The sequence below is a fragment of the Megamonas hypermegale genome, assembly GCF_900187035.1.
GTDB classification, from domain to species: domain Bacteria; phylum Bacillota; class Negativicutes; order Selenomonadales; family Selenomonadaceae; genus Megamonas; species Megamonas hypermegale.
This window is the reverse complement of sequence record NZ_LT906446.1, coordinates 42,184-67,256: the sequence shown is the minus strand read 5'-3', so window position 1 is coordinate 67,256 and position 25,073 is coordinate 42,184. Positions and strand designations below refer to the sequence as shown.

The window sequence follows — 25,073 nt, the reverse complement described above, 5'->3', positions numbered from 1 at the left end:
GAGGCTATTTTATGAAAAAATTTTTAGTAATAAATACATCTTTTTTTGGCGATACATTATTAACTAATCCATTATGTCGAAATATTAAATTAATATATCCAGATGCAAAAATAACTTTTATCGTAAATAAGCCATTTTATGAAGTTGCCCTATACTCTGATGGCGTAGATGAAGTAATCCCTTATGATAAAAAAGGTATTCATCATGGTTTAAAAGGTGCTTGGAAATTTTATAAACAATATAAACAAAAATTTTCATCTGGTTTTGATGCTGCTTTTGTCATATATGGAAATGAACGTGGTATTATTTTAGCTAAACTATTCGGTGCAAAAAAAATATATGCTGAAAATAATAGCATATTAAATATCTTACTTGATAATCCTAAAAACATTGATTACCATAAGGAAACTAAAGTTCAAAATAAAAACTGCATTCTATTAGAGCAATATTCTAAACAAAAATTTAAAGAAATTCCGATGAAGTTTATTCCTCCACAAAAAGCATATGATAATGTACAAAAACTCTTAAATGGTATAAATATTGATAATTTGATTGCGATTTGCACTGTTTCAAAGAAAAAAGAAAAAGATATGCCTATTAAAACATGTATAGAGCTAATTCAAACCTTAAATGCACAAAATAAAACTCCTATTTTACTTGGAGCTGGCAAACCATCAAGAGATTATATTGAAGAACTTTATAAAAATAATTGTACTAACTTCATAAATCTAGTGGATAAAACTAGTATTAGCGAATTAGGTGCTCTTTTAACAAAATGTAAATGTTTAATTAGTGTAGATACAGGCACAATGCATCTAGGATTAGCTGTAAATGTCCCTACTGTCTGTCTATTTTATATTTCTACTCAAGAACATTTAAATGCTTGGGCTCCTACAAAAATTTATAATTGTAAAGTAATCACAAAAGATTTTTCAGCAGATAATATCTTAGATGAAACATACAAATTATTGGAGGGCAGACTTTGAAAAAAATATTAAGTATTGTTTCAGGAAATCCATCCGGCTCTTTAAATATAGCTATAGATATAAGCAATTATTTAAAAACACAAGGATATGAAGTAATAGATATCTTTCGCAAATATAATAATACAGATTTAAAGGGTATCATTGTTATAAAAGATAGATGCACTTTAGATTATATTATTTCCTTAGGAAAATTTATACGCAACACAAAACCCGATTTAATTATTGTTCATGGTTATAGTACTCATATCTGGACTAAATTAGCTTTAGCTTATTCTAAATTGAATATAAAACTAATCCATGTCGAACATAATACTGAAAAATATACACCATTTAGACGTTATTTGACACAAAAACTAGATAAATACACTAATAAATACATTTGTGTTTCTAAAGGCGTAGCTAATCATTTAATAAAACAAGGTATAGATAAATCAAAAGTTCAAGTAATTTATAATGGTATAGATATAAAAAAATTTGATTTACCAAAAGAACCACATAATATATTCACTGTTGGTATGGTTGCCCGCTTTAGTAAACAAAAAGACCAAATGACTTTAATTAAAGCCATAGAATATTTAGTTAAAGAAAAAAAAGAAAAAATTAATTTATTACTAATGGGTGTAGGAAAAACCAGAAAAAAATGTGAAAAATATATCATTGAAAACAATCTAAATGAACATATTAAAATCATAGAAGGTAATTTTAAAGATTTAATCGTAAAAACAGACTTATTTGTTTTAGCTACACATTATGAAGGCTTGCCGTTAGTATTATGTGAAGCAATGGCATCACATACGCCAATAATAGCAACAAATGTCCCAGGAGTTAACGAAATTATTATTAATAACAAAACGGGTTTATTAGTAAAAGAAAACGATGTTTATGATTTAGCCAATAATATATTAAAAATGAAAAAAGATTTAGTCCTCAGAAAAAATTTTGTTCATCAATCAGACATCTTTATAAATAAAAATTTTAATTTACAACTCATGTATAATAATTATATAAATAAAATCAAGGAAATGATTTATAATGAATGATATAACAATAGTAACTGCCTTTTTTGATATTGGACGAGAAAAATTCAAAGGATATGAGCGTGGAAATAATAAATATATTAATTATTTTAAATTTTGGGCTAGAATAAATAATAATATTATAATATATACTAATGCTAACTTTGAAAAAGAAATAAAACAAATTCGTGAAGATTTTGGGTTATTAGAAAAAACAAAAATAGTAATAGTAGATAATTATACAAATTTTGATAAAAATTTATACAAAAAAATAACAGATGTAATGAATAATGAAATTTCATTAAATTTTCATAAAGATATAAAAAAACCTGAATCATGGAGTGCAGATTATAATTTTATTATGATGCTAAAAAGCTATTGTATTGTAGATGCCATAGAAAAAGGTTATGCAAAAGGTACAATAGCTTGGTTAGATTTTGGCTTTAATCATGGTGGTAAAGATGGATTAATAAATGAAGAAGAATTTAATTTTAAATGGGAGTATAATTTCCCAAAAAAAATAAATTTATTTTCACATCAAAAAATAGATGATAATATACCCATATTTGATATTGTTAGAAGTATGGATGTTTATATTCGAGGAAACATAATTGTAGCTCCTGATTATTTATGGCAAAACTTTTTATATTTAGCTAAAAAATCTATGAATAGTTTACTTGATTGTGGATTATGTGATGACGATCAAACCATCTGTTTAATGGCATATCGTTCTCAAAAAGATATTTTTTTTATACATGATGTTGAAAATTGGTATGATGGATTAAAATGTTTTGGAGGCAATCATTTAACAGTAAAATCTGAAAAAAAGCAAGAAAATAAATCCTATATAAAATATAAAGAACGAGCTAGACTTTTTATGTTAGATGGTAAATGCAAATTAGCTTTTACTTATTATAAACAATATTTAAAAGAGAAAATACAAATTAAATTATTTAATAAATAACAAAAGGTATATAAAATGATTACATTAGTAAAATCAAAAATAATATTCAATGCAAAAATAGATATAAATTATAATAAATCTATTAATATTGCTTATGGTATAGATAATAATTTTGTTAGACCTTTAGGTATATCTATGACATCTATAATAAATAATAATCCATCTAATAATATTATCTTCCATATCTTTACCGATTATTTAGATACAAATTCACAATCATTATTAAAAAATTTTGCTGAAATAACCAATTCTATTGTTATAATCTATTTAATAAATACATCAATATTTAATAAATTATCATATACTAAACAGTTTACTAAAGCTATGTATAATAGATTTATTATGCCTAAAATTTTGAATGATACCGTAAAATATTTTTTATATATTGATGCTGATACTCAATGTTTTAATACATTAGACACTTTATTTAAAATAGATTTAAATAATAATACTGTCGCTGTAGTAAGCGATTTACACTATGTAAAAAAACAACAAATACCAGCTTTAAACCTAAAAAATAATAACTATTTTAATTCTGGATTTATGTATATTGATGTAAGAAAATGGAATACAGAAAATATAACTGAAAAAGCAATGAATTTTTCCTCAAATAATTCCAATAAATTAAAATGGCAAGACCAAGATGCTTTAAACATCATTTTGGATGGAAAATGTTTATATTTAGATAAAAAATACAACTATCTTTTAAATATGAAACATAAATCTTCTACAATGCCTAATGATGTTATTTTTGTTCATTATGTAGGTAGATACAAACCTTGGGCTGAATGGTGTTTACACCCACTTAAAGAAAATTTTCTATCTGTAGCTAAAAAATCACTTTGGAAAGATATTCCTTTAACAAAACCCACTACTTATAAAACTATGAAAATGATGGGACGTTCTTCTATTTTATATGGAAAATATATCAGTGGTATATATTGGTATTTAAAATATGCTATTTATAAAATAAAAAGTAAATTGTAGAGGAAATATTTTATGAAAAATTTATTTGTAGTAAATACACCATATCATTTATTAACTTGTTTTATATTAACTCATAGTATTTATAAAAAAGATGAAAATTACTTAGTATTAATGCATCCACATGGGTATGAAAAATGGAAAACAAATAAATTAATGACATATATGTCAAGTACAAATTGTGGATATAAACAAGTTTTCTTATTATTAAATTGGTTATCTAGTAAAAACAAAAAAGAGTCTTATCGTAAACAAGCTAACTATGTAAAAGAAAATATTAAACCTTTAAACATTGATAATGTCTTCATAGGAGTAGATATATCTCCTGCAAATCAATTATTAGTAATGGCTGTAGGAAAAAATGAATTTTATCGTTTTGAAGATGGTGTATATTCATATATCAATGAAAATCGAAGACGTAAAAAAAGCCATGCTTTATTTCATAAAATAAAAACATATTTATTAAAATGGATATCAGGAATACATGGAAACATGTATATCAATACAGAAGCAGAAGGTGAAAATCCTGCTGGAAAGTTAGATATTATGTATCAACCATGGCTTTTACAAAGAAAATCTCCTGCAACAAAAGAAATAACTATTGAAATGATAAATGAAGCAATGCAAAACTTAAAATCTCAACAATTATTAAAAGAAGTTTTTCAAGAAGATTGTATATTATATCTAAGTCAACCAATGGTAGAAAAAGGATTATTTACAATTGAAAATGAAGCACAATGTTTAAAAAAAATATTACTATCCATAAAAAATAAAACGGTTTTATATTATAAACCTCATCCTAATGATAGCAAAGAAAAACTAGAATATTATAAAAATAATTTTAAACAATTAAAAATATACAATGAAATAGAACCAGCAGAATTATTATTTAATTCAAATTCTAAATTAAAAGCAGTAGTAAGTTATCAATCTTCCGCATTAATGAATGTAGATAAATTTGCGAAAACAGATATAAAAGCTATAAGTTTAGCAGATTCTTTAAATGTAGCCATTCATCCAATATATAGAAATATTATGAAAAAAGCTGGCATAATTTTTTATTAAAAAAAGTAGAAGATACTTTGAACTGCACCCCAAAAGTTGTTTTTTGTCCAACTTTTGGGGTGCAGTTCACTAAAGCAAGTATTAGATATGGTAGAAGATGCAACAAGAAAGATAAAAGAAACAAAAGGAATAATTCTACATTCAGACCAAGGATGGCAGTATCAGAATAGAAGATATCAGGAGTTATTAAAAGAAAAAGGCATTATCCAAAGCATGAGCCGAAAAGGAAACTGCTTAGATAATGCCGTAATAGAAAATTTCTTTGGTTTGCTAAAAAGCGAATTATTCTATTTAAAAAAATTTAAATCCGTTGAAGATTTTATAAAAGAGTTAAAATCTTATATAAAATATTATAATACAAAACGGATAAAGATAAAACTAAAAGGACTTAGTCCCGTAAAATACAGAACTAAGTCTCAATTAATAGCTTAATTAATATGTCCAATATTTGGGGTGCATATCACTTATCTTCTACTTTTTAATTTAGCTAATAAATATAATATATAATATTTAATACTTTTTAAATAATAGTTATGATTATATAAATCTCTAGAATAAATTCGTAAACGGCGATAATGCTTAGGATATACAGGTAAACTATTTTTCCAAGGCGTTTGATTTTCATAAATTTTATATAAATCTCTATTATAATCATTTGACATAGAACTTACTTCCCAGCCTAAATCCCAGGGCTTAGGTGATGAGGTAAAATGAAGTAATATAATTTCTTTATTACTAATACTATTTTTATTCCAAGTATAAAAACCATTAAAATAATTAAATTTTCTAGGAAGATACAATATTTTTTGCGTTAATATTAAATTTAAAGCATCTTGGTCTGGAAATTTAAAATCATATACCTTACTTGATAAAATATCTATAAGTTTATTAAATATATTATATTCATTCCATTTTTGTATATTAATTAACATCATTCCAGAATTAAAATATATATGATTTTTTAAATTTAAATTATTGTTGCGAGATTCATTCATATCTTTGGTATCAGAAACAGCTGCGATAATATTATCTTTTAAATCAAAAGATAATAATTTTTTAATATCATTTAAACAAATAATATCTGCATCTACATAAAGTATTTTTGATAAATTTTTGTTAAATATAGGTAACAAAAATCTAAAATACATAGATGTTGGAAATGCCTTTTGTGTTGGTAAATTAATAAAATAATTATCATCAATAATATAAATACTAATATTAAAATTATATTGTTGAGCTAAAAGTCTCAACATACTAATAGAATCTACATTAATATTAGAAGAAATTATATGAAAATGAAAATTTTGTTGCAAATTATTTTTTAAAAAAGATACAATAGAAGTAGAACAACAACGAACATAATTATTATCAATACCATAACCTATATGAATTATATTATCAGTATTTATTAAAAATGAATAATTAATAATATTTTTAAGAGATTTTTCAAATTTATACATAATATATCCTCAAATCATAATATATTTCTAAGCTTTAAATTTTAAAACAATTAAATGTTTATTTAATATAAAATATAACCCAGTAAGTATCCAAAATAAGCTCGTATTACCTCTATATCCTAATTGACAAAATATAGTATCAGTTAACGAATTTATAGTAAATGCTAATAAACAAAATAAAAACGATAAAGAAAAAACATCTTTATTTCGTATATAATTAGTTATAGTATAATAATATAAATATATAAATAATAAAATATAACCTGACGTTCCTAATAAACCCGTTTCAGATAAAAAAGCTAATAATACATTATGTGGATGACCTTGTGTCTCTCTAGATAATGAAGAACGGTAATTTGTCATATATTCTTCATAATAATTTCCAAGACCAACACCTACTACAGGATGGTCAATAAACATTTTCGTAGCAGATTCCCACATTAATATGCGTTCATAATTAGACTGTGTCGCATAATTTGTGCTAGGAATAGTCGATGCACGATTAACAGAAGATGGTGATATATTAAAAATAAATATACTATATAACATTAATAAAACGATAAAAAAAACAGCTTTCACTTTATTTTTTATAGAAAATAAAATAATTAATGGAAAAATAATTGCCAATTCAATCCAAACTATACGAGTATTTTCAAAAATAATAGCTGGAATACCAATTAATATCATCAAGAAAAGAAATATTCTTATTTTCTTTGATAATTGACTTTTATACATACTCAAAGTAAAAACAATAGGTAAAATTAAACTATTTGTAACAGCCAAAAACATATAATGACTATCACAAAACCCAGTAGGTCTCCCAGTATTTCCTAAATAAAATTGATATATAACTACTAGAGAATTAATAAATAATGGAACACTAAAAGACAAAAATAATAAAAACATACGCTTAAAGTTCATAGGAAATAATATTATAGTAAACAATCCTAATAATGGATTAATAAAACGAGATTTATAAATAGATAACGAACCATCTGACAATATAGTAGATAAAAATACCATTAATAAAAAATATACAATAATATACATATAATATTTAAATTCTTTTGTATAATATAATTGTAAAGGAAAAGATTTTTTTAAATAAATGAGAAAAAATATATTAATAAAAAAAGCAGTAGTTATAAAATTTATTTTAGTATCAATTAAAAATGTTAAACCATATAAAAGTAAACAAGAAAAAACAATATTTTCATAAATTTGATAGATTTTATTTTGCAAAATAGCACTCCTTAAAAATAATATAATTCTTTTCTAAATTATGATACAATACTATTATAAATAATGCAAATAAGTTATATAAAGGAGAATATATAGAATAAATATGAAAGCTGTTTTTTTTGATGTAGATGGTACATTAATCGAAGGCACTCATCCTGATTATCGTTATATAAGACCAAAAGTTTCTGAAGCTATTCGCAAACTTCAAAAGCAAGGTCATTATGTGTTTATTGCTAGCGGTCGTTCTTATGCTTTTCTTGATGAAAAAATTCGCAACTTTGGTTTTGATGGTTTTGTACTTTTAAACGGAGCTGTTATCTATTTCCACGATAAAATAATTTACCGCGCACCACTTGATAAAAAATTTGTGCATAATCTTTGCGACGTTTGTAAATCACACGCTATGGAATATACTTTACAAGGTGAAAAAGATGCCTATGTAGATAAAAACTTCACATATTTAATTGACCGATTAAATCAATATGGCATTTTTAAACAACAGTTACAACTAGAATATAATTTAGATGATATTGTAGTTTATAAAATGGAAATAGATTCACCACATCATGAAGACCGAAAATATATCATTAATAATCTACCAGAAAATATGACTTTTGTTGAAGATATGAACCATAATTATTGTCACATAGAAGTTTATGCTAAAAATAATTCTAAAGCTACTGGAGCTTTAAAAGTTTTAGAGCTTTTAAATATCGATAAAAAAGATAGTTTCTTCTTTGGCGATGGTGATAATGATGTAGAAATACTGTCTGAAATCGGTCTTGGTATGGCAATGGCAAATGGCAGTGTAAAAGCTAGAAATAGTGCTAAAATTGTAGTTCCATCAGTATTTGAAGATGGTGTAGCTTATGGTATTGAAAGATATATTTTAGGTAAATAGGATTTTTTTAATTTATCTAGAATAAGATAGAGAGAATATATTTTATTAATAAATTTTTTTAGAAAAGAGGGATAATATGTTTAAATTGGTGAAACTCTTAGTGATGGTATGTTGTTTTGTGGCGATTAGTGGGTTAAATTTAGCTGTATCTTTTGCTCAAAATCCTAATTTCAATCAAGTTTTATATTGGGATAATTATAGTTTTAGTATCAAAGAAGATGGGGATAAACTCATAATAAAACCTAAAAATTTAGCTATTGTAAATCGCAAGGAAGTTCATGATATCGTAGGATATACTGTAAATGATGTACAGATAGCTGATTTAAACGATGATGGTTATCCCGAAGTTTTAGTTTATTTAACAAATGATGGTAGTGGTAGCTATGGTAATTTAATAGGTTATTCTTCTAATAATGGTAAATCTATGAGCCAGATAGCACTATCACCTATTGAAGATATGAAAGCTTTAGCAAAATATTATCGCGGTCATGATTATATGCAGGTAAAAGGCAATGTATTTACAAGAACATTTCCACTTTATTTAGAAGATGATATAAATGCTAATCCAACTGGTGGCATTTGTGAAATACAATATAAATTAGTTGATGGCGAAGCTTGCCGAATTTTAAAACCTGTTAAATACACTATTTATAATATTGTAGATGAAAAAGTAATGAAATAAAATCATAAATAAAAAATCCTACAGATAAATTCTGTAGGATTTTTTTATATAAATTTAATTATTTAGCCATTAATTCAGCAATTTTATTAGCAATCGCAGCTGGATCTTCTGGCATCATACCTTCGATGAGAAGTGCTTGAGCATATAAGAGATTGCAATAATCTTTGAATTGCTGTGTATCTTTGCCTGCTTCGTGAATATTTTGTAAGCGAGCGAATAAATCATGTTTTGGATTAATTTCCAAAATACGTTTTGCTTTAAACATCGGATTATTTGTTTCAGCAAATACTTGTTCCATAGCAAAGCTTGGGCCTTGTTCATCAGCTACAAGACAAACAGCAGAAGATTTCAAACGACTACTGATTTTTACATCAGCAACTTTATCGCCGAGTGTTTCTTTAATATCTTTTATTAAATCTTCATTTGTTTTAGTGATGTTTTCTGTTTCTTTCTTAACTTCTTGAGACTCTACATCATCAAGACCTAAATCACCACGGCTGATTGAATGGAATGGTTTACCATCGTATTCGCGCATAACTTCAACTGCAAATTCATCTACATTATCGAGGAAGTACAATACTTCAATGCCTTTATCGCGTAAAAGTTCCATCTGTGGCAAACTATCAATAGCAGCACGGTCTTTACCTGTTGCATAGTAAATCTTTTTCTGATTTTCAGGCATATGTTCTACATATTCTTTTAAAGTGATGAGTTTATCTTCTTTAGATGTAGTAAACAGCAATAAATCTTTTAATTTATCCACTGTATCTGTACCAGTATATGCACTGCCGTAAATACCAATTTTTAAAGATTTACCATACTGTGCCCAGAATTTTTCATATTTTTCACGGTCTTTTTTGAGCATTGTATTTAATTGACGCAAAATGCTCTTTTCAAGGTTTTTACCTATTAATTTAAGTTCACGGCTCTGTTGTAAAAGTTCACGTGAAATATTAAGAGAAAAATCTGGAGAGTCTACTAAACCTTTGACAAAACGCAAGTATTCTGGTAATAAATCTTTGCATTTATCCATGATGAATACATGGCGAGAATAAAGCTGTAAGCCTGGTTCATAATCGCTATGATAAAGGTTATACGGTGCATGTTCTGGGAAGAATAACAATGATGTATATTCAATAGTACCTTCAACTTTATTGTGCATAACTTCCATTGGTCTTTCCCAATCGTGGAAGAGATTTTGATAAAATTCATCATATTCTTCTGGTTTAATTTCTGATTTATTTTTTGCCCAAAGTGGTTGCATGGAGTTTAATGTGCGAACTTCGTTGCGTTTTATAGTGCCAGCGCCTTCGATTGGTTTGCCATCAGCGTCTTTTGGCTGTTCTTCCACTACGAAATTCATTTTAATTGGATAGCGAACATAATCAGAATATTTCTTTACGAGAGATTGTAATTTATAAGTATCTGTAAAGTTTTCTTCTGCTTTATCTCCATAGAATTCTGGTAAAAGTGTCAATGTGATGCTTGTACCACGTTTTTCTTTTTCACATTCTTCAATAGTATAAGAACCGTCAGCTGTGGATTCCCATTTATAAGCCTGTTTTTCACCAGCTTTACGTGATACTACAGTGATTTTTTCGGAAACCATAAATGCAGAATAGAAACCTACACCGAATTGACCGATTAAATCTTTACCTGTATCGCCGCCTTCTTTTGCTTGCTGTAATTTTTCTAAGAAAGCTTTTGTACCAGATTTAGCGATTGTACCGAGATTTTCCATTAAATCGTCTTTATTCATACCTAAACCATTATCAGAAATAGTCAATGTATGACTATCTGCATCTGGTACTAGGAAAATTTCATATTGGTCGTCGCCTTCTAATAAATCTTTATTTGTAAGTCCTTCAAAGTGAACTTTATCAATCGCATCAGATGCGTTAGAAATCAATTCACGTAAGAAAATTTCACGATTTGTATAAATCGAATGTATCATTAAATCGAGTAATTTTTTCGTTTCAGCTTGAAATTGATGTGTTTCTTTAGCCATTTAATTTACACCTCTTATAATTTTTGCCAAAATAATTAGCACTCTATACAACTGAGTGCTAATATCCTATTTATTATTATATATTTATAAGTCAAAAAGTCAATAGAAAGCAAAATAAAAACCGGATTAAATCCGGTTTTATTTTAATTTTCTCTAAAAGATAAGAGACCATATTGATATGCATTTATATCATCTTGTGTTATCGCTTTTTTAGAAGATAAAACGATGCAGTAATTTGTTTTATTACCTTTGAGATATGTTTCGATGTTCTGACCTGGTTCTTCAATAGTTTGGTCAGCTTTACCGTCTTTATTTGTATCTACTTGAATATTTTTAGCTGTAACAGCATAAATAGCATTATGACCATTTATTGGTACAAGACTAACTGATTCATAACCACGTTCTACCATTAAATGTGCAAATAAATCTTTTGCATCTTGTTCGCTGATATTATCAAGATCTGGGAATGTATCATTAGTAAAAGCATCTGGAGATACTACCCAATATTTAGTGAGGCTATAGCCATCATTTTCAAATACTAAGATATCACCTTTTTCCTGTGGGGAAAATATACTCAAATCCATTACAGCAATTGGTTTTTGCGGACATTTTATCGTATAACCAAAGCGATTACTTGTATAAAAATATCCATCACTTGCTGCCAAAGCTGCATTAGCAGAAAAAGCAAGCACTAAAGTAAACACACACATCAAGGACAGTATCATTCTTTTCATCATAAGCAAATCTCCTTAAACTCAATGAATTCATTCAATTCACTGTTTTTCTCCAATTATAGCATAAGATAGAAGAAAATTCTTCTATCCTATACTAATAAATTGTTTATTTTACATAAATTTATCTGGATTTGTTTTTGGTTTTTGTTTACCACCTGTAATTAAGGAAGTAATCTTCATTACAACGAGATACATTACTGGAATTAAGAATACACCCAAGCAAGTAGCAACAATCATACCGCCAACAACAGCGATACCCATATTATTACGAGCTGCCGCACCAGCACCGCTTGCAACAGCAAGTGGCAAACAACCGATAATAAATGCGAGTGAAGTCATGATGATAGGACGCAAACGCAATTTAGCAGCTTCCAAAGTTGCTTTAAGCGGTGTCATACCTGTATCAACACGCATTTTAGCGAATTCAACAATCAAAATTGCATTTTTAGCAGCCAAGCCCATAACTACAATCATACCGATTTGCATATAGATACTAATCTGCATGTTAAGAATATAAGCTGAAGCAAGTGCACCAAAAATACCTGTTGGAACTGTAAGTATTACTGCATACGGTACACTCCAGCTTTCGTATAAAGCTGCAAGGCAAAGGAATACGAATACGAAGGAAAGTAACATAACCTGACTTGTAGAGCTTGTTGCTGCTTTTTCTTCACGGCTCTGACCAGACCAGTCAACGCTAAAGCCTGTGGAAGCTACTTCTTTAGATATCTGTTCAATAGCATCCATAGCTTGACCAGAACTGTATCCAGCTCCTGGACTACCTTGAATTGTTATACTTCTGCTGGCATTAAAACGAGAAATAATCGCTGGACCAGAATCAAGTTTCGGCTTAATTACAGCATTAAGCGGAACCATTTGTCCATTACTACCTCTAATATAAATAAAGCGAGTAGTAGAAGCTTCATCACGGAATTTAGTATCCGCTTGCATTACTACTTTGTAAGAACGGCCAAATTGGTTGAAGTCATTTATTTCAAAACCACCGAAGTTTACTTGCATTGCAGTAAATACATCGGAAATATTAAGACCTAAGTTTTTAACTTTTTCACGGTCTACTTCAAATTCATAAATTGGTGAACCTACACTATAAGTTGTATAAACACCCTGCAAAGCTGGATTTTGATTAGCTTTTGCTACAATAGTTTTAGCAATCGTATCGAGCTCTTCATTCGTATGACCACTCATATCTTGAAGCTGCATATTAAAACCACTAGTAGCACCAAGACCTGGTAAAGATGGTGGGTTCATAGCGATGATAGAGGCTTGCGGATATTTTGCTGCTTCTTTAAATACACTACCAATTTGCGCATTAATACCTAAATTTGGTGTTGTACGTTCACTCCATGGATCAAGTCCAACGAAGAATGTTGCTGCACTGGATTTAGAACCGTTTGACAAAATATCAAAACCAGAAATACCCATTACCTGAGATACACCTGGTATTTGTTGCAAGTCATTGGATAATTGACGCATTAATTCATTAGTACGATTTAATGAAGTACCTTCTGGTAAAGTTACTGAACCAATATAGAAACCTTGGTCTTCTTCTGGAATAAATGTTGTAGGTAATACCTTAAACAATAGACCCATCAAAGCTACGATTACAACGAGTGCAACTACGCATAATTTAGCTTTACCGATAAGTGTTGCTACACATTTTATATAACCACGTGTAAGCCAGTTCATAAACTGATTGAAACGAATAAAGAATGCACCTAACTTACTATCCGTATTTTCCGTTGCACTATGTGGTTTCAACAAAGTAGCACAAAGTGCTGGAGTAAGTGTAAGCGCTACAAAGGCTGATAAGCCCATTGAAATAGCGATAGTCAAAGCGAACTGACGATATAATACCCCAGTCATACCGCCAAGACCTGCTACTGGAATAAATACGGAAGCCAATACAAGCGCGATAGCAACAACTGGACCTTGTACTTCGTCCATTGCACGACCTGTAGCTTCTTTTGGATTAAGTCCATCTTCTGCCATATGACGTTCAACATTTTCGATAACTACGATAGCATCGTCTACTACCAGACCGATGGCAAGAACCATACCGAAAAGTGTCAATGTATTAATGGAGAAATCAAGTACCACGAAAGCAGCAAAAGTACCGATAAGTGATACTGGAACGGCAAGCATTGGAATGAGTGTTGCTCGCCAACTTTGTAAGAAAATATAAACAATGAGCATAACAAGAAGCAATGCTTCCACGAAAGTATGCATAACTTCATTGATAGACTCACTGATGTAATTAGTGTTATCAACAACAACTTTATACTCTAAATCAGGTGGAAAATCAGCTTTTGCTTCTTCCAAAACCTGTTTTACACCAGCTACAGTTTCCATAGCGTTAGCATCATTTGTGAGCTGTACACCAAAACCAACGGAGTTTTCATTGTTGTTTGCAGCTATAATACTATTAGTACGAGCACCTGTTTCAACTCGTGCTACATCTTTTAAACGAACAAAAGAACCTGCATTATTATCAGAACGAATTATAATATTACCAAATTCTTCTGGTGTTACAAGACGACCTTGAATTTTGCCAGTGTATTGGAATTCTTGGTCTTTTGGAGCAGGCATCTGACCGATTGTACCTGCTGGTGCTTGAACGTTCTGTTCTTCTACAGCTGCGATAACATCAGCTACAGTTAAACCGAGTTCAGCTAATTTGTCTGGATTAATCCAAAGACGCATTGCATAGTCAGCACCGAATACGTTTAAGTCACCAACACCTGGAACACGTTTCATTTTATCTACAAGATAAATATCGGCATAGTTTTTAAGAAATACATCATCATACGTACCATTTGGAGATGTAATAGATACAACCATCGCCATATCTGTTGATGCCTTACGTGTTGTAAGACCGTATGCCTGTACTTCTGATGGCAAGCTTGGTTCAGCTGTAGATGCGTAGTTTTGAACTTTTACGGAGTCCATATCACCATCTGTACCAAGTTTAAATACTACAGATAAGCTATATCTACCATCATTTGAAGAAGTTGAACTCATATAGTCCATACCTTCTACACCGTTTACTTGCTGTTCAATTACTTGTGCTACTGTTTCATTAACAGTATCAGCATTCGCACCAGTATAAGTTGTACCTACGCGAATAGTCGGTGGTGAAATCTGTGGATATTGCGCTACTGGTAAAGTAAACGCTGAGATTGTACCTAAAATTACAATGATGAGCGATACTACAATAGCAAATATCGGACGATTTATAAAAAATCTTGACAATTACAGCACCTCCTGATTAAAAAGTTAAACCTAAATCTTCAGGAGTTACCATGGTTACATCGAGAGGAACGCCTTCTTGTAATTTGGTAAGGCCTTCTACAATGACAGTATCATTTGCTGAAAGTCCATCAGTTACAATCCAGAAACTGCCTACTTTATCGCCTACAGTTATTGGTTTTGTAACAGATTTACCATCTTCACCCACTACCATTACAAATGTTTTTTCCAAAATTTGTTGTACCGCACGTTGCGGAATTAAAATTGCATTTGGAACGACTTCTCCTTCAACTTTTACACGTGCAAACATACCTGGTAATAAAATTCCATCTGGATTATCAAACAAAGCATTAATTGCTAATGTACCTGTATTAGTTGCTAAGGAACGGTCTATTTGAACTAATTTTCCTGTAATAGGATATTCTGTACCATCACTTAAAGTAATAGTAACATTACCTACATCACTGTTAAAAAATGAAGATAATTTCAGATACTCATCTTCACTCACATTAAATTGAGCATATACTTGGTCAACAGAACCCATTGTAACAAGTACTGTACTTCCGGCTGTAGCATAAGTTCCTACATCAACATCATTGATATCTAATTTACCAGAAGTTGGTGCATAAACAACAGTATCATCTAAATCTTCCTGTGCTTTTTTTACTAATGCTGCATTAGAATCGATTATTGCTTGCTGTGCATTTAGTGATGCTGTTAAAGCTTCTACTTGAGATTGTTGTGTAGTAGCTTGTTGTTCAGAAATTGCATTTTGCGCAAGTAATGTCTGATAACGACTGTTATCTGTTTGAGCATTTTGTAATGTTGCTAAAGCATTTTGATAACTAGCTTGTGCTTGAGCAAGGTTTGCCTGTGCAGATAAAAGCGCACTTTCATACTGTTTGCTATCAACTTTGTATAACGGCTGACCCGCTTGTACAAATTGACCACCTGTAATATATTTTTCAACAATAGTTCCTGAAACACGTGAAGTAATTTTTACTTCATTTGTGCTTTTGATATCACCAGCATATTCATAATTGATTGGTGTATCTTTTTGAATAACTTGCATAGCTTTTACAGCAGTCGCTCCACCAGGTCGTTGCCCACCAGTATTAGCCATCATCTTAGAATAGACAACATAGCCAATGATAGCAATAACTACTATAGCCACAACAGCAAGAACCACATTTTTTTTGTTTTTTAGTGTGGCCAAAACTCCTCTACCTCCTTTGATAAATTCCAAAAGCTGTGCAAATGCACAGCTTTTAAATCAGCTTTTTTCGAAATTTTTTATAAATAGCTGATAGTACACAAGTATTTACTATTATCGTGTTCTATAGTATAGTATATTTATTGAAAAGTCAAGATTTTTGCGATATTGAAGACTGTTTTTAATCTTGTTTTAATCTTTTAAGAAATTGGACTTATTATTTGAAAAATCCTAATAAAGGGAGGCACTTTTTTGGAAAATAATAGTAGGAAATTATCAGATATTTATTTTGATTTATTTGAAATAATGATGACTTACAATCATAAGTTATGGCGTACTGCAGCTTTACCATTACCACTTAATCATTTTGCAGTCATGTATTATTTATTTGAAAAAGAAAATACATTTGCTACAGTAACTGAATTAGCAAAACATTTGTCTATATCTAAACAACAAATGAGTCCTATTATTGACAAATTAGTAAAAAAAGAATTTATCAAAAAAACTTGTTTAAGTAAAGATAGAAGATATAATCAAATTTCTTTAAGCGAAAAAGGGCGAAAATTTTTAAAGGAACATCAACAATCACAAAGACTTATTTTTATGAAATGTACGACAGATTTATCAAATAGTGATACGGAAAAATTTGATGAAAGTGTGCAAATAGTGAAAAAAATGATGGCTAAAATTTTTGAAGATAAAAAATGATACAAGCGATATTTCAGTTTACATGTTGACAACAACAATTATTTACTATATCATAAAAAACCGAACCATTTATTCAATACAACACGATTAATGGTTTTATGATATGGGGGTATTTGGAATGAAAATGAGTAAATTGGCAATTATCGGTCTCGGCCATGTAGGTTCAGCTGTATTAGCTCAAGCTATGGCAATGAATTTAGCTTCAGAAATTGTATGTATTGACATCAACGAAAAAGTAGCTCATGGTGAAGCTTTAGATGCAACTCATGCAACACCTTGTACATATGTGCCAGGTATGAAAGTTTATTCAGGAGATTTTAGTCAGTGTAAAGACGCTGATATTATAATTTGTTCCGCTGGCCCTAGTATCTTACCTGGAGAAAAGTTGGACAGATTAATACTTGCAGAAAGAAATGTAAAAGTCATCAGTGAAATCATGACAGAGGTTACAAAATATACAAAGAATACGCCTTTTATCATGATTACCAATCCGCTTGATGTAACTACATATTTAGCAGCTACTAAATTTGGTTATGAAAAAGGAAAATTATTTGGTACAGGAACAACATTAGAAACACTTCGCTTAAAACGCATTGTAGCAAATCATTATAATGTTGATGCTAAAGATGTACAAGGCTTTATGCTAGGTGAACATGGTAATTCTGCTTTTCCTGCATGGTCTACAATCAGTATTGGCAGTGTACGCTTAGCTGATTTGGATAAATACTATGACCATAACTGTGAATTTGATAAAAAAGCTATCGCTCAAGAAGTAGTAAACACAGCATATGATGTATTATTATCTAAAGGCTGGACAAATACTGGTATAGCAATGGGAGCTTGCAGATTAGCTCGCGCTGTTATATTCAACGAACGTTGCGTAACGCCAGTTTCTACACCACTTGATGGCGAATATGGTTTAACAGATGTAGCACTCAGCTTACCAAGCATTGTTGGTGCTAATGGTGTAGAAAAACGTTTAGCTATAGATTTACCAGAAGATGAATTAAAAGCTCTTCAATTCAGTGCAGAAAGTATAAAAACCGTACTTAGAGCAAATAAATTAATTGACTAATATTAAATAATAAATAAAGCTACTTTTGATTTATTAATCGAAGGTAGCTTTATTTATTATAGAAGAAAGTTATAAATTAATATTAGCTTAAAAGAAAAAACACTAGATATAAAAGACAAGTATCTCTAGATGTGATAGAATAACATAGATATTGTATTATGAATTTTAATTAGCCTAAGGGGATTTTTAATGGAAAAAAATAAATTAATTATTTGTGATTTAGATGGAACTTTATTTGATACACGCAGGGTTAATTATCATGCTTACCATGAAGCAGTTAAACTTTCAGGACTTGCTGCAGATTTTGATTATGACTTTTATATTAATCGTTGCTGGGGCCCTACGTATAAGGAATTTTTACCACTTATGGGTGTACCTGTTGAACGCTTTGATGAAATTCACGATTTGAAAAAAACTCTTTATGAAAAAAATTTAAAGTACGCACAAGAAAATACACATCTTTTTGATATCATTGAAGCATTAAGTCCTACATATCACACTTGTGTAGTAACTAGTGGCTCACATAATTCAAAGGATATCTTAAAATACTTCAACCGCTACGATTTATTTGAAGCGATTTTCACCATTGATGATGTAAAACATGGCAAACCAGACCCAGAAGGATTTTTTAAAGCAATGGATTATTTCCATGTAAAACCAGAACAAACTATAATCTTTGAAGACTCCTCTGTCGGCATAGAAGCAGCCCGCCGTACAGGAGCTAGTTTATGTATTGTTGATGATTTCAACAAAAAATATTAAAATACTCATTGTATTAGTTGATTTTCAACTAAGGATTTAAGCTAAATAGAGGAATGTTATATGTTTAAAATCATTACTAATTCACCTGAGCAAACATCTCTTTTAGGAGAAAAAATAGCTAAGTTAATAAAAGACAATCTCGTCATTTGTTTAGAAGGCGATTTAGGTGCAGGCAAGACTCTTTTTACGCAAGGTTTTTGCCAAGCCCTAAATGTAAAAGAAACGGTTACAAGCCCAACCTTTAATTTAATGAATGTATATGAAGGAGACAAGCGCATTTACCATTTTGATTTATACCGCTTGGAAAATGAAAACGATTTATATGAAATCGGTTTTTATGAATATACCGATGTGGAAGATGAAATTGCCTTAATCGAATGGCCAGATAGATTTATTGATTGTATGCCTGATGATTACTTACATTTGAAGATTGAGCGCACATCAATAGATAGTCAACGCGAAATAACAGTTATTTTGCACGGTGAAAAATATAAAAATTTATATGAGGAGATGAAAAAAACGTGCCAATTTTAGCTATAGATACATCTACCATGGTTTCCGGTGCAGCTATTGCCACTGAAGATAGACTAATCGCTGAAGTTACCATGCAACTTAAATTGCCACAATCACAAGTTTTACTTGGTCATATTGAAGACGTTCTCAAAATTGCTCATATGGATAAAAAAGATTTAGACGGCATTGCCATAAGCATTGGACCAGGCTCTTTTACTGGTCTTAGAATAGGTCTTGCCAGTGCTAAAATGCTTTCATATGCTCTTGATATTCCTGTAGTAACAGTATCTTCACTCGAAGCTATGGCATATCATTATCCTGTGCCTAATATTTATATTGCTAGTGTTCTAGATGCACAAAAAAATAATGCTTATTTTTCTCTATATGAATACAATGGCAAAAATTTTGATGAAAAAAAATCCATCTGCGTTATGGCTTTTGATGAAGTTATAGATTTTTGTTCTAAACTCGATAAACCTGTTATCTTTGTCGGCGATATCGCACAAAAAAAAGCTGATATGATTGCAGAAGCTCCGAATGTATCACTCGGCATGCCTCATTTATGTATGCCACGCGCTGCTAATGTCGCTATGGCAGCTATGCCAAAATTCTTAAACGGTGAATTTGCCAATATCATGAATTTAGAACCTGTGTACATTCGCCGCTCTGAAGCAGAAGTTTTATGGGAAAAACGCCATAGTCAAGATAAAACAGGTGAAAACGCATGAATTTAACATTCCGCAAAATGGTACCTGAAGACGCTTCTGCTGTTGAAATTGTTGAAAAAGCGTGTTTTTCAATGCCATGGTCGCGCCAAGCATTTTGGGAAGAAGCTTCTAATGATAAAACTTATTATCTATTAGCTTTAGATGATACGAAGGTCATCGGCTATGTAGGAGTTTGGATATTATTCGATGAAGCTCAAATCACCAATGTTGCTGTTTTGCCTGAATATCGCAATCAAAAAATCGGCTATCGCATGATGGAAAAAATAATGCAAATTTCATTGCAAAAAGGCGCAACAGCTATGACTTTAGAAGTTCGCCCTAGCAATGATAGCGCACTTCATCTATATGAAAAACTCGGCTTTAAATCTGTAGGACGCAGACGCAATTATTATGAAGATGGCGAAGATGCTGAAATCATGTGGATTACAGATTTAGCAAAATGTACAAATGCTGAGGTGATTTAAATGCACCAATATTTATTTTTTATTGGAGATTTTCCCATTCGTGCCTATGGACTGGTCTTATCACTTAGCATAATTTTAGCAACAGGTGTTGCTTATTTTTTAGCTAAACAAGACGGTCGTTGGCATGAACACATCGTAAACTTAGGTATAATCTGTGGCATATCTGGCATAATTGGCGCTAGATTATGGGATGTCTTCTTCTTTGATTTCGCTTATTATGGCAATCATTTAAATGAAATATTTTATGTATGGCAAGGTGGCATGGCAATTCAAGGCGGTGTGCTTTTCGGCGTCATCGCTGGCATAATCTACGCCCGCCATTATAAAATTGATGTATTGGCTTTAGCAGATATCATAGCTCCTGCCATAATCTTAGGGCAGGCACTCGGTCGCTGTGCTAATTTATTAAATGGCGACGCTTTCGGCGCACCTACTGGTGGAAGTTTTGGTATAATTTATCCTGTTACAACACTTGCCTATAAAACGTATGGCAATCAACCACTTTGGCCAGCAGAAGTCTGGGAAGGACAACTCGATTTTGTCATCTTTGCGTTGCTTCTCATTTTTCGCGCATTTCCGCATGCAAAAGGACAAGCATTTTCACTTTATATAATGCTCTATAGTTTAGTTCGTTTCGGACTGGAATTTTTGCGCGGAGATTATGCTCATCCTGTATTTTTATCTTTTACTTCTGCCCAAACTACCAGCATCATCACATTTATCCTAGCACTCAGTTTATTTATTTATTGCGGTGTTAAATTTAAAGACAACAATCAAACTAATCAAACCTCATCTATTAAATCAAAACGTCGCAGAGGAAAATGAACATGAATAAAGTATTAAAGCTTATTTTTATTACATTTTTATTTTGTTTTTTATGTATAAATTCTAGCTGTTTTGCTGCTAATAATGAAGAATATATTCGTGTAGGATTACTGCAAGGACAAACTTCTATAGTAATTTCTGCTGAAAATGATTTTGTCATAAAAGATGTTGACAATAATAAAAACTACAAATTCAGTAAAGCAAATAATGTCAATATCCATCAAAGTGAACGCAAAGTTTACATTGATAAAAAAGGCAGAGAAACAACAACTCTAATCATAGCTGTAAAAAATAATGAACCTGTTACTGTAAACAATAAACGATATCGCGGTTCATTGATTATTCAACCTCATAAAGCAGGACTCACTGTAATCAACAGAGTCTCTTTAGAAGATTATCTGCGCGGTGTCGTTCCTAAAGAAATGCCAACTGATTGGGCAAAAGAAGCTTTAAAAGCTCAAGCTGTAGCAGCTCGCACTTTTACCCTATACAATAGAGCTGATAGAAAACACACAAAAGAAGGCTTTGATGTATGTGCTACTACAGATTGCCAAGTCTACAGCGGTATATCCGTTGAAACAACCTCCAGTGATAACGCTATAAAAGCCACTCGCGGTCAAATTTTAACGTATTCAAATGAACCTATTTGCAGTGTATTTCATGCTGCTTCCGGTGGATTTACTGAAAACAGTGAAGATGTCTGGAAAGTGACTGTTCCATATCTTCGAGCTGTAGACGATAGTACAGAACAATCCCCTTATGCTGAATGGCAAACGCAAATAAGTATTGAAGATTTTAGCGATACAATAGCTAAACAATATAAGGATATCGGCACTATAAAAGAAATAGATGTCAGCAATTTTCCGCAAGGTTTAAAGAAAAATTCTAAACCGAAGAGTATAAAATTTATAGGTTCAGATAACAAAAGCATGGAACTCACAGCTACACAGATAAGAAGTATGCTTGGACTTAAAAGCAATAATTTCTCATTAGAATTAATTCAAGACAAAAAGAAAATAACTAATGATAAAAAATTAAAAATAACCTCACCCGATAAAACTATATTACAGATAAATGGCAAAGGTTTAGGTCACCGTTTAGGTATGTCCCAATGGGGCGCTAAAGCTCTTGCCGATAAAGGTCAAAATTATAAACAGATCTTACAGCACTACTACACTGATGTAAAACTTAAAACCATTTATTAAGGAGTTAATCTATAATGTTATTAAGCGATTTTGATTATAATCTTCCTGAAGAATTAATTGCACAAACACCATGCCAACAGCGCGACCATTCTCGCTTGATGGTTTTAAATCGCAAAGATAAATCCATAAGTCATAAGCATTTTTATGATTTAAAACAATATCTAAAAAAAGGCGATACACTCGTCTTCAATGATACGAAAGTAATTCCAGCTCGCCTAATCGGTCACCGTGCTAAAACTGGCGGTAAAGTAGAAGTATTCTTACTTCGCCGCACAGAAGGCAATCGCTGGGAAACACTCGTTAAACCTGGCAAAAAAGCTCAAATTGGTAATATCATCGAATTCAGCGATGAACTTTCCTGCGAAGTAATTGACCATACTGATTTTGGTGGTCGCATTGTTGAATTTAAATTTGACGGCATTTTTGAAGAAATTCTCGACCGTCTCGGCGAAACACCACTTCCGCCATACATTCATGAAAAATTAGCAGATAAAAATCGTTATCAAACAGTTTACGCTAGAGAAAATGGTTCTGCTGCTGCACCTACTGCTGGCTTACATTTTACTAAAGAACTATTAGAAGAAATAAAAGCCATGGGTGTAAATCTCGCATTCGTTACACTTCATGTTGGACTTGGCACTTTCCGCCCTGTAAATGTCGACAATATTGAAGACCATGTAATGCACAAAGAATTTTATCATATTGAAAAAGAAGCCGCTGATATCATTAACAATACAAAGAAAAATGGCGGACGCGTCATCGCAGTTGGCACAACTTCTATCCGCACATTAGAGTCTGCTGCTAAGGAAGATGGCACAATTGAACCTATCGCTGATGAAACAGGCATTTTCATTTATCCAGGATATAAATTTAAAATCGTAGATGCTATCGTCACTAATTTCCATCTGCCAAAATCAACATTAATCATGCTGATAAGCGCTTTTGCTGGCAGAGAATACGTCTTATCCGCCTATGAAGAAGCAGTTCGCGAAAAATATCGCTTCTTTAGCTTTGGCGATGCTATGTTTATTGAATAATTTATTTAGAAGGGAACAATATTTTGAAACCAGCTATAACTTATGAATTAATTAAAGAATGTCCACATACACATGCTCGTGCTGGCCGTATTCACACACCACACGGTACATTTGATACGCCGATATTCATGCCAGTAGGCACACAGGCTACTGTTAAAACCATGGCACCAGAAGAATTAAAAGCCATGGGAGCAGGTATTATTTTAAGCAATACGTATCATTTATTTTTACGCCCAGGTGCAGCTCTTGTAAAAGAAGCTGGCGGTCTGCATAAATTCATGAATTGGGATAGAGCTATTTTAACTGACAGTGGCGGATTTCAAGTTTTCAGTTTAGGCGACCTTCGCAAAATCACTGAAGAAGGCGTTACATTCCGCTCTCATATCGATGGCTCGAAAAAATTTCTCTCACCTGAAATCGCTACAAAAACACAAATGGATTTAGGCGCAGATATCATCATGGCATTTGATGAATGCGTACCGTATCCAGCCGATTTTAAATACACTCACGAATCAATGGAATTGACACTTCGCTGGGCACAACGCTGTAAAGATACCATGACTAGCCCAAATCAAGGTTTATTCGGCATTGTACAAGGCGGTATGTATAAAGATTTACGCATTGAATGTGCCAATCGTCTTGTCGATATGGATTTCCCTGGTTATGCTGTCGGCGGTCTCAGCGTTGGCGAACCAAAAGAATTGATGTATGATATGCTCGATATAACACTGGAACATCTGCCAAAAAATAAAGCTCGCTATTTAATGGGCGTTGGTACACCAGATTGTTTAGCTGAAGGCGTTATGCGTGGCATTGATATGTTTGACTGCGTATATCCAACACGTGTAGCACGCAACGGTACCGCTATGACTTGGAACGGTCGCCTCGTCATGAAAAATGCCCAATATGAACATGATTTCCGTCCAATTGACGAAAATTGTGATTGCTACGCTTGCCGTAACTATTCTCGCGCTTACATTCGTCATCTCGTTCGCGTAAATGAAATCTTCGGCTTACATCTTTTAACTATTCACAATCTCCATTTTCTCATCAATTTCATGAAGAAAATGCGCGAAGCAATCTTAAATGACAGCTTCCCAGAATTTTATCACCGCTTCACGGCAAATTTCTCATTCAATGCAAAATCTGAGTAAAATTGTAAAATTTTACCGCCCGAAAAACATATCTTATGCTATACTATAGCTACAACAAATTTTAATTAGAGGAGAATTAT

The 25,073-nt window shown here is 31.3% G+C and carries 23 protein-coding genes and 1 pseudogene; 18 read left to right on the top strand and 6 right to left on the bottom strand.

Translation table 11 applies throughout. From position 1 onward, the window contains the following. Positions 1 to 11 precede the first annotated feature (11 nt). From CKV65_RS00305 to CKV65_RS00280, 6 genes and pseudogenes are all read left to right on the top strand, one after another. Positions 12 to 986, top strand: a complete 975-nt coding sequence (locus CKV65_RS00305; RefSeq protein WP_027890658.1) for a glycosyltransferase family 9 protein — start codon at positions 12 to 14, stop codon at positions 984 to 986. Beyond that, positions 983 to 2,026, top strand: coding sequence for a glycosyltransferase (locus tag CKV65_RS00300; RefSeq protein WP_027890657.1), 1,044 nt, complete (start codon positions 983 to 985; stop codon positions 2,024 to 2,026). Before CKV65_RS00305 ends, CKV65_RS00300 begins: the two co-directional genes overlap by 4 nt. Then, complete coding sequence (locus CKV65_RS00295) at positions 2,019 to 2,966, top strand: WlaTC/HtrL family glycosyltransferase (RefSeq protein ID WP_027890656.1); 948 nt, start codon at positions 2,019 to 2,021, stop codon at positions 2,964 to 2,966. The genes CKV65_RS00300 and CKV65_RS00295 overlap by 8 nt, the downstream gene beginning before the upstream one ends. 15 nt (positions 2,967 to 2,981) lie before the next feature. Continuing rightward, positions 2,982 to 3,953 carry a glycosyltransferase family 8 protein gene (locus CKV65_RS00290; protein ID WP_027890655.1) on the top strand — a complete coding sequence of 324 codons (972 nt, stop codon included), beginning with the start codon at positions 2,982 to 2,984 and terminating at the stop codon, positions 3,951 to 3,953. Between the two features lie 12 nt (positions 3,954 to 3,965). Then, entirely contained in the window at positions 3,966 to 5,015 is a 1,050-nt protein-coding gene (locus tag CKV65_RS00285) for a glycosyltransferase family 52 (RefSeq protein ID WP_027890654.1), read from the top strand. A gap of 78 nt (positions 5,016 to 5,093) precedes the next feature. Beyond that, positions 5,094 to 5,447: pseudogene (locus tag CKV65_RS00280) on the top strand (transposase); the annotation flags it as partial. A gap of 32 nt (positions 5,448 to 5,479) precedes the next feature. On the opposite strand, the gene CKV65_RS00275 reads toward CKV65_RS00280, so the two are convergent. Further along, positions 5,480 to 6,475: a glycosyltransferase family 8 protein gene (locus CKV65_RS00275; protein WP_051177574.1), complete on the bottom strand. Its 996-nt coding sequence runs from the start codon at positions 6,473 to 6,475 to the stop codon at positions 5,480 to 5,482. A gap of 27 nt (positions 6,476 to 6,502) precedes the next feature. Continuing rightward, positions 6,503 to 7,717, bottom strand: a complete 1,215-nt coding sequence (locus CKV65_RS00270; protein WP_051177573.1) for an O-antigen ligase family protein — start codon at positions 7,715 to 7,717, stop codon at positions 6,503 to 6,505. Positions 7,718 to 7,820: 103 nt separating this feature from the next. Between CKV65_RS00270 and CKV65_RS00265 the strand changes: the two genes are divergently transcribed. Next, positions 7,821 to 8,618 carry a Cof-type HAD-IIB family hydrolase gene (locus CKV65_RS00265; protein WP_027889551.1) on the top strand — a complete coding sequence of 266 codons (798 nt, stop codon included), beginning with the start codon at positions 7,821 to 7,823 and terminating at the stop codon, positions 8,616 to 8,618. A 76-nt stretch (positions 8,619 to 8,694) separates the two neighbouring features. Then, positions 8,695 to 9,300 carry a hypothetical protein gene (locus tag CKV65_RS00260; RefSeq protein ID WP_051177572.1) on the top strand — a complete coding sequence of 202 codons (606 nt, stop codon included), beginning with the start codon at positions 8,695 to 8,697 and terminating at the stop codon, positions 9,298 to 9,300. A gap of 58 nt (positions 9,301 to 9,358) precedes the next feature. Here CKV65_RS00260 and htpG read toward each other — a convergent pair whose 3' ends face one another. From htpG to CKV65_RS00240, 4 genes are all read right to left on the bottom strand, one after another. After that, positions 9,359 to 11,308 carry a molecular chaperone HtpG gene (htpG, locus tag CKV65_RS00255; RefSeq protein WP_027889550.1) on the bottom strand — a complete coding sequence of 650 codons (1,950 nt, stop codon included), beginning with the start codon at positions 11,306 to 11,308 and terminating at the stop codon, positions 9,359 to 9,361. Between the two features lie 143 nt (positions 11,309 to 11,451). Then, the gene (locus CKV65_RS00250) at positions 11,452 to 12,045 is read right to left on the bottom strand and encodes a hypothetical protein (RefSeq protein WP_231922683.1); all 594 of its coding nucleotides are present in this window, start codon (positions 12,043 to 12,045) and stop codon (positions 11,452 to 11,454) included. Between the two features lie 108 nt (positions 12,046 to 12,153). Next, the gene (locus CKV65_RS00245) at positions 12,154 to 15,312 is read right to left on the bottom strand and encodes an efflux RND transporter permease subunit (RefSeq protein WP_027889548.1); all 3,159 of its coding nucleotides are present in this window, start codon (positions 15,310 to 15,312) and stop codon (positions 12,154 to 12,156) included. A 16-nt stretch (positions 15,313 to 15,328) separates the two neighbouring features. After that, the gene (locus CKV65_RS00240) at positions 15,329 to 16,525 is read right to left on the bottom strand and encodes an efflux RND transporter periplasmic adaptor subunit (RefSeq protein WP_027889547.1); all 1,197 of its coding nucleotides are present in this window, start codon (positions 16,523 to 16,525) and stop codon (positions 15,329 to 15,331) included. 249 nt (positions 16,526 to 16,774) lie between these two features. Between CKV65_RS00240 and CKV65_RS00235 the strand changes: the two genes are divergently transcribed. The 10 genes from CKV65_RS00235 (at position 16,775) to tgt (ending at position 24,993) form a co-directional block, all read left to right on the top strand. Beyond that, entirely contained in the window at positions 16,775 to 17,230 is a 456-nt protein-coding gene (locus tag CKV65_RS00235) for a MarR family winged helix-turn-helix transcriptional regulator (RefSeq protein ID WP_027889546.1), read from the top strand. 118 nt (positions 17,231 to 17,348) lie between these two features. Continuing rightward, complete coding sequence (locus CKV65_RS00230) at positions 17,349 to 18,305, top strand: L-lactate dehydrogenase (protein ID WP_027889545.1); 957 nt, start codon at positions 17,349 to 17,351, stop codon at positions 18,303 to 18,305. 189 nt (positions 18,306 to 18,494) lie between these two features. Beyond that, positions 18,495 to 19,067, top strand: a complete 573-nt coding sequence (locus CKV65_RS00225) for an HAD family hydrolase (protein WP_027889544.1) — start codon at positions 18,495 to 18,497, stop codon at positions 19,065 to 19,067. Positions 19,068 to 19,127: 60 nt separating this feature from the next. Beyond that, positions 19,128 to 19,601 carry a tRNA (adenosine(37)-N6)-threonylcarbamoyltransferase complex ATPase subunit type 1 TsaE gene (gene tsaE / locus CKV65_RS00220; RefSeq protein WP_027889543.1) on the top strand — a complete coding sequence of 158 codons (474 nt, stop codon included), beginning with the start codon at positions 19,128 to 19,130 and terminating at the stop codon, positions 19,599 to 19,601. Then, the gene (gene tsaB / locus CKV65_RS00215; protein WP_027889542.1) at positions 19,589 to 20,308 is read left to right on the top strand and encodes a tRNA (adenosine(37)-N6)-threonylcarbamoyltransferase complex dimerization subunit type 1 TsaB; all 720 of its coding nucleotides are present in this window, start codon (positions 19,589 to 19,591) and stop codon (positions 20,306 to 20,308) included. Before tsaE ends, tsaB begins: the two co-directional genes overlap by 13 nt. Continuing rightward, on the top strand, positions 20,305 to 20,772 hold the full coding sequence (gene rimI, locus CKV65_RS00210) for a ribosomal protein S18-alanine N-acetyltransferase (protein ID WP_027889541.1): 468 nt from the start codon (positions 20,305 to 20,307) through the stop codon (positions 20,770 to 20,772). The genes tsaB and rimI overlap by 4 nt, the downstream gene beginning before the upstream one ends. After that, the gene (lgt, locus tag CKV65_RS00205; RefSeq protein WP_027889540.1) at positions 20,773 to 21,597 is read left to right on the top strand and encodes a prolipoprotein diacylglyceryl transferase; all 825 of its coding nucleotides are present in this window, start codon (positions 20,773 to 20,775) and stop codon (positions 21,595 to 21,597) included. 2 nt (positions 21,598 to 21,599) lie between these two features. After that, entirely contained in the window at positions 21,600 to 22,802 is a 1,203-nt protein-coding gene (locus CKV65_RS00200; RefSeq protein ID WP_027889539.1) for a SpoIID/LytB domain-containing protein, read from the top strand. A 14-nt stretch (positions 22,803 to 22,816) separates the two neighbouring features. Beyond that, entirely contained in the window at positions 22,817 to 23,839 is a 1,023-nt protein-coding gene (gene queA, locus CKV65_RS00195; protein WP_027889538.1) for a tRNA preQ1(34) S-adenosylmethionine ribosyltransferase-isomerase QueA, read from the top strand. Between the two features lie 23 nt (positions 23,840 to 23,862). Further along, positions 23,863 to 24,993: a tRNA guanosine(34) transglycosylase Tgt gene (gene tgt, locus CKV65_RS00190; RefSeq protein WP_027889537.1), complete on the top strand. Its 1,131-nt coding sequence runs from the start codon at positions 23,863 to 23,865 to the stop codon at positions 24,991 to 24,993. Positions 24,994 to 25,073 lie beyond the last annotated feature (80 nt).